The following is a 14056-nucleotide window of genomic DNA, read 5'->3' as shown; positions in this document are numbered from 1 at the left end:
GGAAGAAGTGTTGAGGTTGGGAATGGTTGGTAAAAGTAGTGCCGTAGCGCGGACTCTGCGAGTCCGCGTATCCGCGTGGGGAAGGCCGTGCCCCCGTTCCAGTACGGACTGGGCCGGCTACCGGCTGGCCGCAGTCGAAGCGCAGCGACGACTGCCACCAAGCAAGGCCAACGTTCAGGCGCGCGGACTCGCAGAGTCCGAGGTACGGGCGCAGCTCAACTTATCTGGTATTATCGAAACATTTGAAAAAGGCTGTAGTTAGCTGCTGTCACCGCTACCCTGCCCGATGATTCCGAGCCGACCGCCGCACCTGCCTTTTTTTCTTCGCTCCTTCCTCCTTCTGGCGCTGCTTGCTAACATCAGCTTCGCCGCCCTGGCTCAGAGCACCGGCACCATTACGGGCAGCGTGCGCGACCGCAAAACCCAGGAGCTGCTGCCGGGCGTGACGCTGGTGCTGGAAGGCACCGAGCTGGGCACCTCCACCGATGGCGAGGGCCGCTACAAAATCGGTAACATCCCCACGGGTTCCTACAACCTGCGGGCTTCCTTCGTGGGCTACGACGCCCTGCTGCGGGCCAACGTGGTGGTGAGCAGCGGCAACGCCAACATCATCAACCTGGAGCTGAGCCCGGCCGCCCAGCAGCTGGGCGAGGTGCAGGTAACGGCCAACCGCGCCATCCGGGTGGCCACGGCCGAAACGCCGCTGAGCGTGCAGCGCCTGAGCGTGGAAGAAATCAAGAGCAACCCCGGCGGCAACTTCGACATCTCCAAAGTGGTGCAAACCCTGCCCGGCGTGAGCGGCGGCGGGGCGGGCGGCACGGCCGGCTTCCGCAACGACATCATCATCCGGGGCGGGGCGCCCAACGAAAACGTGTACTACCTCGACGGCATCGAGGTGCCCGTCATCAACCACTTCCAGACCCAGGGCAGCGCCGGCGGGCCAGCCGGCATTCTCAACGTCAGCTTTATCGAGGATGTGACCTTAAGCACCTCGGCCTTCGAGGCGCGCTACGACAACACCCTGAGCTCGGTGCTGCAGTTCCGGCAGCGGGAGGGCAACCCCGAGCGCCTGCAGGGCAACCTGCGCACCTCGGCTACGGAGGTGGCGGCCACGCTGGAAGGGCCGCTGAGCAGAAACACCACCTTCCTGGCTTCGGCCCGCCGCTCCTACCTGCAGTTTCTGTTCCGGGCCCTGGACATTCCCATCCGGCCCAACTACTGGGACTTTCAGTTTAAAACCACCACCAGGCTGGGACCCAAAACCACGCTCACCACCCTGGGCCTGGGCGCCATCGACCACTTCGAGCTGGCCGTGCCCAAGAAGTCGAGCCCGGAAAAGGAGTACATCCTGCGCGCCACGCCCACCATCGACCAGTGGAACTACACCGTGGGGCTGTCCCTGCGCCAGCTGCTGCCCCAGGGCTACCTCAACCTGGCCCTGAGCCGCACCCAGCTGCATAACTCCGCCGACCAGTTTCAGGACGGCGTGGCCGGCGACGAAAGCCGCCGCAACCTGCTCACCCGCTCGGGCGAGACCGAAAACAAGCTGCGCGTGGATATCAACCAGAGCCGGGGGCGCTGGCAGCTGGCCTACGGCGCCGTGGCCCAGCTGGTGCACTACGACAACCGCTTCTTCAACCGCCTGCGGCGCGAAGTGCGCGACGCCAGCGGCAACCTGCTGGCACCGGCCATCACCGTCGACTTCAACACGGCCATTGACTTTGTGCGCTTCGGCGCCTTCGCGCAAGTCACGCGCAGCTTCCTGCCTGCCGACCGCCTCACGCTCTCGGCCGGCCTGCGCACCGACGGCAATTCCCTCACCGACGACGGCTACAACCTGGGCCGCACCCTCTCCCCGCGCCTGTCGGCCTCGCTGAGCCTGGCGCCCAAGTGGAACCTCAACGCCTCTGTGGGACGCTACTACAAGGTGCCTACCAACACCGTACTGGGCTACCGCGATAATGCCGGGCAGCTGGTAAACCGCGGCAGCCGCTACATCCGCTCCGACCACTACGTGGCCGGCCTGGAGTTTCTGCCCACAGCCGCCACGCGCTTCACCCTGGAAGGCTTTTACAAGAAGTACAGCTTCTACCCCGTGTCGCTGCGCACGGGCATCAGCCTAGCCAACCTGGGCGGCGACTTCACCGCCCTGGGCAACGAGCCGGTGACCAGCAGCGGCGAGGGCCGCACCTACGGCGCCGAGCTGTTTTTCCAGCAGAAGCTCACCAAAAAGCTGTTTGCCGTGGCTTCCTTCACCGCGTTCCGCTCCGAGTTCAGCGGGCTGAGCGGCGAGTACATTGCCTCGGCCTGGGACTCTCGCTACCTGGCCTCGGCCCTGCTGGGCTACAAGTTCGGGCGGGGCTGGGAGCTGGGGTTGAAGTACCGCGTGGGCGGCGGCTCGCCCTACACGCCCTTCGACCTGCGGGCTTCCCGCGCCAGCTACCTGGCTACCGGCCAGGGCGTGCTCGACTACAGCCGCCTCAACACCCTGCGCTACGAGGCCTTCCAGCAGTTCGACTTCCGCCTCGACAAGAAAATCAACTTCCGCCGCCTCACCCTGGATTTGTACGTCGACATCCAGAACGCCCTGCTGGCCACCAACCCCGGCCAGCCCAACTTCACCTTCGCCCGCGAAGTGGATAACAGCGGCTTTGTGAGCACCGACGGCCAGCCCCTGCGCGCCGATGGTAGCAACGCCATTCCCGTAGTGCTGCAAAACGAAACGGGGAATATCACGCCTACTATTGGTTTTATTCTGGAGTTTTAGCCCCAGCCCCACCCCCGACCCCTCCCCTGCGGGGGAGGGGAGCCTGACGTCAGAACTTCCGGAACCGGCTCCCCTCCCCCGCAGGGGAGGGGTCGGGGGTGGGGCTACATTCCTCCATCCAGCACCGCCTCCCCAACCATCTGCTGTCCTAGAAGCCAGGCTTCGGCCCACTCCTTCTCGGGGCTTTCGAAGGTGAACAGGTAGAGGGTATCCGTCTTACCGTTGGCCAGGGCCAGCTGGTATACGATGCGCACCTCGGCATCGGGCGGGGCGTCGCGGTAGCGCACCCAGTGCCGGGCGCGGTCGCCCAGAGCCAGGGGCGACTTTTCCAGCATCTGCTGCCCCTTGCCGAAGCCGGTGCGCATCATCAGGCGCTCGGCGTAGGTGGGGGCGGGCTGCTTGGTTTTGCTTTTTACCTTGCGCACCACGTGCAGGGAAGCGCCGGTCTGGTACTCGCCAGTTTCGCCAATGGCTTCCTGGGTGAGGTAGTAGGTCATAGCTGCTTTGTCACCCTCCGCCTTGTAGTACCAGCCATCGGGCAGCAGCATGGCCGCCTTCACCTGGGGCAGCACCTGCCAGTGAAAGCCCGCCGGGGCCTCACCCAATGTGGCATCAAACTTCTGGGCGGTGGCAGAGCCGGCTAGCAGCAGGGCCGCAGTAGTAAGGAGGTGGCGCATGTGGTGAATTTACGCCGGAAATGCCGGTAACCCCTCCCCCAGCCGCAAATGCTTTAAGCGCATTACCCCGATGGGGAGGGGAGCCAGGTATGCTTTTGTTTGGGGTAAACTGCTGGTCCCGCTGGCGCCCTATAGGCCGCTGCTAGCGCGCGTCTCTGACGCGTGCTTACCGGCACCGCGTCTGCGACGCGAATCGCCCGCGCCTGTTAAAGCCTTATACCGTCGCGTTGCAGACGCGGTGCCGGTGGGCACGCGTCGCAGACGCGCGCCAGCGGGCGGCGGCCAGCGGGGGCTTACTGTATGGGGGGCAGTTCATTCAACAGCTCTTCCAGCAGTTCGGCTTCGCGCTCCAGGCCGGCGATGCGGGCTTCGAGCAGACGCTGCGGCCCGGCCCCGCAAGCATCGCGCAAGCCATCCTCAGCTTCTCCTTCAAACAAGGCCAGCCAGCCGGCTTCCCGAGCCGGGTTACTGACCGGGCCGGGATAAGCCCGTAGGGAGGGCAAAGCGGCCAGCCGGTTCTCCAGCTGCTGGGCTTTGGCCTGCATGGCGGCCAGCTCGCGGCGCAGGGTGCCGCTGCGGTAGCGACACTCGTCGCGCCGCCACCGCAGCGGCTCAAGCTTGGGCGCGGGCACCGGCAAAGGCGGGGGGCCGGGCTGCGCTTCGGCCTGGCCCAGCACCAATACCTTACCCAGCGAGGCCAGCACCAGGCGGGCGCTGGCAATGCTGCTGCGCCCCGGCAGACTCTTGGTGCCGGCTTCCGATTGGGCCAGCATGCCCCGGCTGGTGCCCAGCCAGGAAGCCAGCCGCTCCTGGGTTAAGCCAAACTTGTTGCGCACATAATCAGGCATGAGGGCAAGAGGTTAGGTTAGAAATTCTTGAATATTACAAATATTGCAAGCTGAGCTCTGGTTACAGTAATTTCAAGTTTAAAAAAAATGTAACCACTCGGCTACGACTCTGGCTCCCTCCGGTGGGGTTCACCCGATAGCGCGAGTTTGCACTCTGCTGGTGCTGCTATGGTGCCGACAGACCATTGATTGCTGAGTTCACGAAACTCATCTATCAGTGTAGTTTCGTAAACTTTGATTCGTAGACGAGTTTCTTAAACTCCATATGCGCAGGCTAATGCTTTTGCGAAGCATGCCAGCCGCTTATTCCATAAGTTTAGTGAGTCGAGCGTTATAACTGACATCAGGGGTTCATCCACCCTACGTTGTAGTCAATAGCTTCCGTAAGGCTTTTCTTGACTTCCCTTCGCAAGGGCAGATGGCCGTTTTTTACCTCGTTATTTACACTGGTCAGCAGCGAGGTCACCACCTGGACAGTGGCCAACGTTCCCTGGCGGGAAGGGCCGTGCTCATTGGTGAGCCGAAAAGAAAAGCCCTGGTGTACCGTAACCGAATCCGGCAATAAGGCCACTGCGTGCAGGTGTTTTACAAACAAGGCGGATAGGCAGGCGGCTTCCGTCTCATTCACCGTGATGTAGGTTCCGCCAAAGCCTTGCTCGGAACGGGTGGCCGTGTCGGCGCTAATGCACACCAGCAGTCCTGGAGAGTTGCCATCGCTGTTCTGTGCCACTACCGAGACGACGCACCGGAGCGTTAAACCAGCCCGCGCAAGCAAAGACAACGCTTCGGGTGTTCGCACCACGGTTTTGGTTGCCGCACATCCCCCGCTTACTATCCCACTAGCTCCGGTCAATGCCAACACGAGCAAACAGTGGTACAGCAGGTGGCAGGCGTTCCGGCAACGTGCAAATGCGGGCGGTCTCATGGAGTAGAAAAGTAGCGAAAACAGTCCAGCTAAACCGTAGAATTAGTAAACAAGCCAGCAACCCAACTCCTCCCTTACTTCTTATCCCAAGGCATGGGCACTCTACTCTCCGTACCCGCCCGCAGCCGCCCGATATTGGCCCGGTGGGTGTAAATAAGTAACCCGGCCAGCACGAAGCCAAAGCCTATCATGAAAGGCTGAGCGGGCCGGAACTGGGGCAGCAGCTGCAGCAGGGCAAAGGCCACGCCGGCCGTCATGCTGGACAAGGACACGTAGCGGGAACTGAGCAGCACGGCCAGGAAGATGAGGATGCACACGCCCACAGCAGCCGGGGCAATGCCCAGCATCATGCCCAGGATGGTGGCCACGCCCTTACCCCCGCGAAACTGCGCAAACACCGGGTAGATGTGGCCAATGACGGCCAGGGCCCCGCAGGCCAGCTGGGCGTAGAGCAGGGCGTTGCTGTCGGGGGCCGCCACGCCTAGCCACAGCGGCAGCATGGTGGCCACGTAGCCCTTGGCGGCATCTACCAGCATCACGAAGCAGCCCGCTTTCTTGCCCAGCACCCGGAAGGTGTTGGTAGCGCCTGCATTGCCCGAGCCGTGCTCCCGGATGTCGGGCAGCTGGAAAAACCAGCGCCCCACCCACAGCGCGGTAGGAATAGAGCCCAGCAGGTAGGCCAGAACAAAGGCAGGTAGCAAAAGGGTAAAGTGGGGCATAGGCCGTAAAAGTAGGATTTCCCCGCCAACCTCCACCATACGCCGGCTACCGGGCCCTACCCATAGCCGCCCACAAAAAAGCCCTGCCGTGGGAGCGGCAGGGCTTTTGGGTTTATCAGCCGCCTCCGAATGGGTCGTTTTCGGCGGCTTTCTTACGCTTCTCCTCCTCCTTCTTTGCCTTCTCCTCTTCCTTCTTCTGGCGCTCGGCTTCCTTGGCAGCTTCCTTGGCGGCTTTCTCCTCCTCCTTCTTCAGGCGGTCGGCCTCCTTCTTGGCCGCGGCGGCGTCTACGCCAGGGTCGGTAGCAGGGCCGGCGGCCGGGGCAGTGCCGGGGGCATCAATCACGCCGTCGCCTTCTCTTTTCAGGCGTTTCTCTTCCTCTTTCTTCTGGCGCTCGGCCTCCTTGGCGGCTTCCTTGGCAGCTTTTTCTTCCTCTTTCTTGAGGCGCTCGGCTTCCTTCTTGGCAGCGGCAGCGTCTTCGGCGGCTCCCGCCGGCACTATCTCGCCATCGCCGAAGGGGTCATTGTCTTTGGCCTTTTTCTTTTTCTTTTTGGCCGGCTCCTCGATCGAAGCGGCAGGGTCGGTGCCGGGTTCAGTGCCAGAATTAATGGCATCGTCGTATTTGCCTTTCTTCTTCTTTTTACCGTCTTCCAAAGGCTCGGGGCGGGGCGGGGCCGGCGGGCGGGCAGCCAGCTTGCCGGACTTGCCCAGGTAGTCGCGCTGGAAGTGAGCCCGGAACATGTCCACGTCGGTGTACTCGCCCAGGAATACGCCGTAGCTGGTGGCTGTATTGTAGTCGCCTTTGGCCTTGTTGCCAATCTCGGCGTCGTAGTTCTCGTTCTGCGACTTGGTCAGCAGCAGGTTGTTGGCGTATTTGAAGTAATACCACACCTGCGGCTCGGCCTCAAGGTAGAGCTCCACCACATCGGTAGCGTTTTCCCGCTTGATTTCCACGTAGCCGTCAATCAGGGCATTGGTGGCCTGCTTGCCCACGCCGGACAAGCCCAGCTTGCCCACCGAGTACCAGGCTTTCTGCTTTTCGCTCCAGCGCAGGTCCACTTTGCTCAGCAGCAGGGTGTGGGCCAGCTTGGGCGAGAGCTTGGCCAGCGGCTCGGCCACCCCGCGGCGGCTGGCGTAGGTTTCGGCGGCCTTGCTGCCGGCAAACTCCCCAATCTTGTACAGCTCGTTGGGGTTGCCTTCCAGTGCCTCGGGTGAGTTTTTGGTTATCTTGGCCAGCTCGTTGGCCATCATATCCAGTGCCTTGGGTGGCAGGTTGATGTCGATGCCCAGCAGGGCGTCGATGCTGTAGCGGGCGCTGTCGGGGCTGGCCGAGCCCACGCCGCTGGCTACCATGCCGTAGTTTTTGTTCGAGGTGATGAACGTTAGCGGCCCGCGGAAATCGAGGCGGCCGTTGGTTTCCCCGTAGGTCATGGCCGCGCCCTGGTAGTTGTTGGCGTCGTTCATGTCGGTGCGCGACAGGGTGAACTCGCGCCGCTGCTTGTTGTAGCGCAGCTCGCCATCCACCTTAAATAAGGGAATGTCGGTTGAGTTGGGCACGGTGGCCACGTACAGCGGATACACCTTGTTGGACACATCCGACATGTACAGGCCCGTCACCAGGGGCGACCCGTCACCAGCCTTGGGCTCGCGCAGGGTCAGGCTGAAGTTTTGCGGGTCGATACTGTCTTTCACGGCAAACCACTCGGCGCTGGCGCGCTGCTTGCCAAACTGCAGCTGCACCTCGCCATCGAAGATGAGGCCGGGGCGCTTGGAGTTCAGCGTTACGTTGCCGCGGTAGCCCACCAGGGGCACCAGCTGAAACTTCAGCTTGGCATCTACGATAGAGGTAGCCACTGTCGGAGGCCCGCTAGGCTCTTCCACCTCCTCGTTCGCCTTCTTTTTCTTTTTCGTGCCGGCGGCCATTACGTAAGCAGGGTCGGGCTCGAAGTTGGTGAAGTGCAGCGCCACCGAATCGGTAGCGGTTTTGAAGTTATAATAGGCATCGCCGCCAAAGGCATTGCGCGAGTACACCCGGATGGTGCCTTTGTAGAGCTTATGAATCTTGCTCAGCGAGTCGAGCACCAGGCCAGCATTGCGCAGGGGCTTCACCTGGCCATTGGCCAGGATGGTCACCTTGCCCGAGTCGGGCAGAATCCAGGCGTCGGCGGCGGCTACGTAGGGTACGCCGCTGGTTTGCAGGCGGTACTTGGCCAGGTCGTATATGCCTGCCGAAGCCTTGAAGCGCAGCCCATTCTGGGCAGGGTTGGTAGAAACGAAGTACGCTTTCTTCGTAGAGTCGCTGCCCGATGCCGCCCGTAGCTTCACCGTTTTCTTGGTGAAGTCCCAACGGCCGTCGCTTAGCGTGCTCTTAAACTGCGAGTACGGCAGGTCGATGGCCGCCTTGCTGCCTTCCTCGCGGCGGAAGTCGGCGTAGCCTTTCTTGAGGTTGTAGTCAAATGCCACATCGGTAGCCGTCAGCGCGGGCTTGTTGGCCTCGGCCGACTTCACGCTCAGCAGGGCCCGGCGCCCGGAGTAGCTGTCCGACTTAAAAGTGAACTCCGGCGACCTGATGTAGGACTGGGGGCCGTCGAGTCGGCCCGAGCCCCCAGCAGCCTTGGGCGTGAGCACGGCCGTACCGGTAAAGTTGAAGGCCGTTTTGGCCGTGGCATAGAGGCGAGCCGAGCCACCGTTCTCGGGGGTGGTCAGATACATGGAGTCGCGCTTCACGTCCCACTTCATGAGGTAGCCAGCGGGCAGGCTCATCTTGGGAATGTCGACGCCGTTGCCGGATTTGGCGGCAATGGCGCCCGAGCGGCCCACGGCCACCACCGAGTCGCGGTAGAGGATGAAGGCATCGGAGGTGAAGGTACCCGACTGGTACTTGACGCCGCCGATGGTTTGCAGGCCCTTGCTGTCGAGCTTCACCTTGCCGTCCATGTGGCCGCGGCCTTTGTAGAGGGGGAAGCCCTCCCTGGGGGCATCGTACACAAAGCCCAGCGAGCCGTCTTCCTGAATGGTGAGCTTGGTTTTGATATCGGGCAGGATGCCGCCGCTGCGAAACACCCCGTCGAAGCCCGAAGCCGCTTTGCCCAGGCGGTTGAGCGAGTCCAGCTTAAAGGGCGGAATGTCGAACACCAGCGTGGAGTCGTAGGCCCCGCCCAGCACGTCCTGCTTGCCGAAGTACACGTTGGCCCCGCTCTTGGAATCGAACGAGGGATACTGCGGTTTTTTCTTGCGGCCCGACTTGTTGCGGGGGTCGTTGATGTAGAGGCGGCCCGTCGATACGCTGCCCTTGTTGGTGAGGGCGAAGTCGGCGTTGCGCTTTGCGCCCTTGGCCTTGCTGCCCTGCTTGCGGATGACGATGGAGTCAATCTTCGTCATGTCGACGTAGAAGCCGTCGTAGTCGAACTTGAAGTCGCGCCCTTTGAAGCGCATGGCCGAGGCCACCACCGTGCCGTTGAAGTTGATGTTGCGGTTGCGCTGAATGCGAATCACGTTGCTGTCAGGGCGCACGAACACCGAAGCCGAGTCGTCGGTGAAGTTAAACCGGTCCACGCCCCGCACCACCAGCTCGTTGGTGTTCAGGTTCAGGGTAGCGTTACGGCCGGAGCCGGTCAGCGACTTGATGGCAATGTGGTCGTAGTCTTTGCGGTCGCGGGCCGAAGCCACGTAGTGGAAGCCTTTGGGCAGAATCGTGACTTCACCGGTCTGGCCGTTCCAGCTCACGTAGCCGTCGCGGGCCAGGCCGGCCATGGCACTGCGCAGGTTGGCCGGCGACTGCTCCAGCTCGGTGGCAATGTCGAGAATGTTAACGGTTTTGGCGTTGTCGTGGCTCTGGCTGAAGCCCACCACCATCTGCAGCGGGTGCATGCGGTTGATGCTCTTGAGCTGCTGGTAGCGCGAGTTGGTGAAAAACTCCTTGGACTCGAAGTCGGCCGTCTGCTGGTTTTTGGCCGACAGCACCGCAAACTCAATGATGGGGTTGCGCAGGTTCCAGCTCAGCTGCTGGGTGCGGATGTCGAGCTGGTGGTAGGTGTCGGTGTAGGGCGTGTTTTTATACATGCCTTCCTCGCGGGAAAGCTTAAGCTGCTGCTTGTTTTTGGCGTATTTAAACTCCACCCCCGGATGGGTGATGGAATCTTTGGCGCCCTGGTAAATGGTGATGCCCGCCCGGGTGGCCGTAATCACGGAGTCGCCCAGCACGTAGGCGCGCGAAGCCGCCTTGAACTTGGGCTTGCCCTCCAGGCTTACGGTGATGTTGGACAGCGAGCCATCGAGGGCGGCGCTGAGCATGCGGCTGCCGGCCAGCGACAGGCCGCCGCGGTACTTGATGTTTTCGCCCAGGGTTTTGATGCGGGCGTCGTTGGTAAGGGAGATAAAGCGTGGGTAGCCGTTATCGGCCGCGCCGGGCTTGCGGCGGGTGCTTTTGTAGCTCAGGGCGCCTTTCACCGGGGCTTCCAGCAGGGCCGCGTAAGTCAGCGTCACGGGCTGGGCCGTAAACTCGGGCTTGGTCATGTCGAAGTCGAAGCCCGTCATTTCGGCCAGCACCGGCTCGTTTTTGATGTTCCAGCTCAGCTGGGCGCTGGTGGCCACGAAACGGTTGGAGTTGGGCACGATGGTGCCGCTCACCTTGCGCAGGAACACGGAGTCGCCCACGGTCGACATGAACAGGTCGGTGTCCTTGAGCACCATCACGGCGCCGCGGATGGGCGGCGCGTAGTATTCTTCATAAGGGGAAGCCGAGGGCTGGAACGAGCCCGAGCTGCCGGCGGAGTCGAAGCCGCCGGAGTCGAAGTCGGCGGGGTTGGCTTTGGGCGCGGCTTCCTTGGCGGGGGCCGCCGCTTTGACCGGGGTGGTTTTGGCTGGCGCGCCCTTGGCTACGGGCTTTTTCGGCGCCGGCTTCTTGGCCGCGGCGCCCCAGCCGTCATCAGCTTTGCCCCAGCCATCGTCGTTGCCCCAGCCGCCACCCGACGACGAGGACCACATGTCGGCCGAATCCCAGCCGTTGCTGCTGGCTTTTTTCTTGGGGGCGGGCTTGGGCGCGGGTTTCGCCGCCGGCTTGGCGGCCGTTTTGGCGGCCGGTTTCGGGGCGGGCTTGGGCGCATCGGGAATAACTTCTTCCTTCACCGGCTGCGGGGCGCCAAACTCCAGGTTGCCCTGGGCTACGGCAATGGGCGAGTAGGCAAACGAGATGTTGCCGCCCACGGCCCGCAGGCCGTTGTAGCCGGAACGGTACACAAAGCCCGTGCTCAGCACCCGGCTGGCGGTGAGCAGAAACTTGTCGGTTTCCTGCACCGCCTCGTTGTCCAGCGTCTTGCCAAACACCTCCAGAAACTGGTCCATCTGCTGGTCGCTGAGCTTGGCCGTGTTGGCGCCGCCCACTACGGCATCGAACAGCGCCTCAAAGTGCGGGCGCGGCTTAAACTTCTTCGCCAGCATGGTTTGCGACAGGGCGATGATGCGCGCCTGCTGCGACGACGTCAGCCGGTTGCTGCCCCAGAGCTCCTTCAGCCTGGCCGCGCTGTTGCGGGCCGCCAGGTTGTTGGTCGCCGCCATCATCAGCTGAATGTCGCTGATGTACTGGACGGGGTCGGTGGAGAGCTTGCCCATGTACTTCGTGGCCGCCGCCGGCTGCGCCGGCGGCTTGGGGCCCGTAGCGGGTGGGTTAGCAGGAGGCGCCGTTTGGGCCAGGGCTGGCCAGTGCAGGCCCAGCAGCGCTCCAAACAACACAATTACAGCAGCAAAATGCTTCATAAAGAACTAAATCAGAAATGCGACCGGGGTGAAAAGTCACATTAGGGCTACAATTTCGGCAATAGCAGCGACATAGTCACAGCGGGCCCGTTGGGAAGCTTGCCAGCCAGCGCCGCAGCGTCCGGAAATTGGTTCTTCCCACTGACTAAAGCCCACTTACGGCTGTAGACCGACCTTGCCGTCGTGGCAACATCTGCCAGCGCAAGCAAATTCAAAAAGATGAGCGCAACGTGAAGGACGTAGCGTCGGCGCGGGCAATTGCACCGAACCGTGGGCCAGGCTCTTAAGCACAAGAAAACCCACCGAAGTGGGTTTTCCAAACGTACTGCCCGCGGCTCGCTCTGCTAGGCGGGCAGGGCCGCCAGCACGGTCTGCAGGCCCTGCTCGGCATCCGCGCCGAGGTGAATGCGCAGGGTGCGGCGGTTAAAGCTGTGCAGGGCTTCGAGGTCGCCCTGGGCCTGGGCATTCTTGAAGGTACCGAAGGTGTAGGAGCGGCCCGGCAGGGGCAGGTCCTGGGGGTGGTCGACGGTGAACTGCACAAACAGGCCGGTGTCGGGGCCGCCTTTGTGGTACTGGCCGGTGGAGTGCAGGAAGCGCGGCCCGTAGCCCGAGGTGGTGGCAATGTGGTACTGGTTCTGCACGCGGGTGCGCAGCTCCTGCAGGCCGGCGTTCAGGGCCGGCGACTCGGTGAGGTAAGCCTGCAGGCAGAGGTAGTCGCCGGGGCGGGCCTGGGCCAGGAAAGCCTGCAGCACCTCCGCGGCCGAGCCCCCCTGCACCGCGCTGAAGTAGCTGATGCCGTTCTCGGTGGCGGCGGGGGATTGGCTTTGTGGCAGCTGGCCGTTGGCCTCTACCTCTTTCATCAGGCGGTCGGTGGCGGTTTTGGCCGCCTGCACGTTGGGCTGGTCGAAGGGGTTGATGCCCAGCACGGCACTGGCCACGGCCGTGGCCACCTCCCAGCGGAAGAACTCGGCGCCCAGGTCCAGCGGACCGCTCATGTCAATGCGAATAATGGGGTGGCCGGCGGCCTCCAGCGCAGCTACCGCGCTGCGGTTGGCGGCATCGGCATCGCCGGCATAGCCCACGTACACAAACACGCGGTCCTGGCCGTACACGGCGGGCTCGCGCACGGGCTCGCCGGCTACGGGCAAGACGCCCAGACCTTCCTTGCCAGTGCTTTCGGCGATGAGCTGCTCCAGCCACAGGCCAAAGTCGCTCAGCACCTCGGGCACTACCAGCGTGAGCTTGTCGCGTTCCTGCTGGGCCAGCACGCCCAGGGCCACGCCCAGCTCCAGGCCGGGGTTGGTAGCCACGTCGCCTTCGGAGCCGCAGGCGCGCATCATCACCAGGGAGCGGCTCAGCAGCTCGCGGATATCGATGCCGTAGAGGGCGGCGGGCACCAGGCCGAAGTAGGAAAGGGCCGAGAAGCGGCCGCCCACCTCGGCGAAGTTGAGGAAGATGCGGCGGTAGCCCTGCTCGGTGGCCGCGGTTACGAACTTGGAGCCGGGGTCGGTGATGGCCACGAAGTTTTCGCCGGCCTTGTCGCCTTTCAGCTGACGGAGCTTGTCGTAGAAGTAGTCGCCGAAGGCCAGGGGCTCGGCCGTGGTGCCCGACTTGCTGGCCACAATGAACAGGGTTTCGGCCAGGGGCACGCTTTCTTCGAGCTGGCGCACGGTGCCGGGGTCGGTGGTGTCGAGCACCGACAGCGGCAGGCCGCCTTCGCCGGTAAAGGCCGCTTTGAACACGATGGGGGCCATGGTGCTGCCGCCCATGCCCATCACCACCACGTGGCGGAAGCCGGCGGCTTTCACCTCCCGCACGAAGGCTTCAATCTCGGGCACGGCCTCCATCATGGTTTCGGCCACGCGCAGCCAGCCCATGAAGCTGCGGATGCTCTGCTGCCCGGCTTCGTCCTGCACCCACAGCGCGGCGTCTTTCTGCCAGAAGCCCGCAGTAAAGCTTTTGGCGTTGAATTCCTGAATTTTAGCATCAACAGCGGCCTGGTACTGGCCGAGCTGGAGGGTGGCAGGAGCTACGGACTGAGCAGGCGTATGTTCGGAAGAGTGCATCAAGGTTGGCGTTGGTTGGTAAGAGCGGATAAATGTGTTTATCAACGTGCAAAGGACGAACACAAAGCCCAAACGGTCAAACCAGGCGCTTTAGCAACCCTGCCCGGACATGCGGAAAACAGTGGGGCCGGCTGTTGCAGCAGCCGGCCCCCGGATTTCTCTCCCAAATCCATTATGTATATACAACAACCCTGCTGCTGTATAGTTTTGCCAGCAGCTGTTCGTTGTACTACACCCTGAAATTGCGGCTTTTCATGAGCAAAATCAATGGGAAGCAGCTGAATGGCAAGGCATACCCGGCC

The 14056-nt window shown here is 62.8% G+C and carries 7 protein-coding genes; 1 reads left to right on the top strand and 6 read right to left on the bottom strand.

All coding sequences use genetic code 11. From position 1 onward, the window contains the following. Positions 1–286 precede the first annotated feature (286 nt). Positions 287–2767, top strand: a complete 2481-nt coding sequence (locus ABD919_RS17905; protein WP_345237422.1) for a TonB-dependent receptor — start codon at positions 287–289, stop codon at positions 2765–2767. Positions 2768–2871: 104 nt separating this feature from the next. Here the strand turns inward: ABD919_RS17905 and ABD919_RS17900 are convergent, their stop codons facing one another. The 6 genes from ABD919_RS17900 to ABD919_RS17875 all read right to left on the bottom strand — a co-directional run bounded on the left by ABD919_RS17900 (position 2872) and on the right by ABD919_RS17875 (position 13754). Further along, positions 2872–3444, bottom strand: a complete 573-nt coding sequence (locus ABD919_RS17900; protein ID WP_345237421.1) for a hypothetical protein — start codon at positions 3442–3444, stop codon at positions 2872–2874. Positions 3445–3737: 293 nt separating this feature from the next. Continuing rightward, positions 3738–4292, bottom strand: a complete 555-nt coding sequence (locus tag ABD919_RS17895; protein ID WP_345237420.1) for a hypothetical protein — start codon at positions 4290–4292, stop codon at positions 3738–3740. A gap of 343 nt (positions 4293–4635) precedes the next feature. Beyond that, complete coding sequence (locus ABD919_RS17890) at positions 4636–5022, bottom strand: hypothetical protein (protein WP_345237419.1); 387 nt, start codon at positions 5020–5022, stop codon at positions 4636–4638. A gap of 269 nt (positions 5023–5291) precedes the next feature. Next, positions 5292–5936, bottom strand: coding sequence for a glycerol-3-phosphate 1-O-acyltransferase PlsY (gene plsY, locus ABD919_RS17885; protein WP_345237418.1), 645 nt, complete (start codon positions 5934–5936; stop codon positions 5292–5294). 115 nt (positions 5937–6051) lie between these two features. Beyond that, positions 6052–11688: a hypothetical protein gene (locus tag ABD919_RS17880; RefSeq protein WP_345237417.1), complete on the bottom strand. Its 5637-nt coding sequence runs from the start codon at positions 11686–11688 to the stop codon at positions 6052–6054. A 344-nt stretch (positions 11689–12032) separates the two neighbouring features. Further along, positions 12033–13754 carry a hypothetical protein gene (locus tag ABD919_RS17875; RefSeq protein ID WP_345237416.1) on the bottom strand — a complete coding sequence of 574 codons (1722 nt, stop codon included), beginning with the start codon at positions 13752–13754 and terminating at the stop codon, positions 12033–12035. Positions 13755–14056: the final 302 nt, after the last annotated feature.

This window comes from Hymenobacter saemangeumensis (assembly GCF_039541835.1).
Taxonomy (GTDB): Bacteria; Bacteroidota; Bacteroidia; order Cytophagales; family Hymenobacteraceae; genus Hymenobacter; species Hymenobacter saemangeumensis.
Note: the sequence above shows the minus strand (reverse complement) of the source record. Positions and strands in the feature narration are given on the sequence as shown.

Bases quoted from the DNA above. Each gene is read 5' to 3' on its own strand.
- ABD919_RS17905 (WP_345237422.1), top strand. From the start codon at position 287: ATGATTCCGAGCCGACCGCCGCACCTGCCTTTTTTTCTTCGCTCCTTC.
- ABD919_RS17900 (WP_345237421.1), bottom strand. From the start codon at position 3,444: ATGCGCCACCTCCTTACTACTGCGGCCCTGCTGCTAGCCGGCTCTGCC.
- ABD919_RS17895 (WP_345237420.1), bottom strand. From the start codon at position 4,292: ATGCCTGATTATGTGCGCAACAAGTTTGGCTTAACCCAGGAGCGGCTG.
- plsY (WP_345237418.1), bottom strand. From the start codon at position 5,936: ATGCCCCACTTTACCCTTTTGCTACCTGCCTTTGTTCTGGCCTACCTG.
- ABD919_RS17880 (WP_345237417.1), bottom strand. From the start codon at position 11,688: ATGAAGCATTTTGCTGCTGTAATTGTGTTGTTTGGAGCGCTGCTGGGC.
- ABD919_RS17875 (WP_345237416.1), bottom strand. From the start codon at position 13,754: ATGCACTCTTCCGAACATACGCCTGCTCAGTCCGTAGCTCCTGCCACC.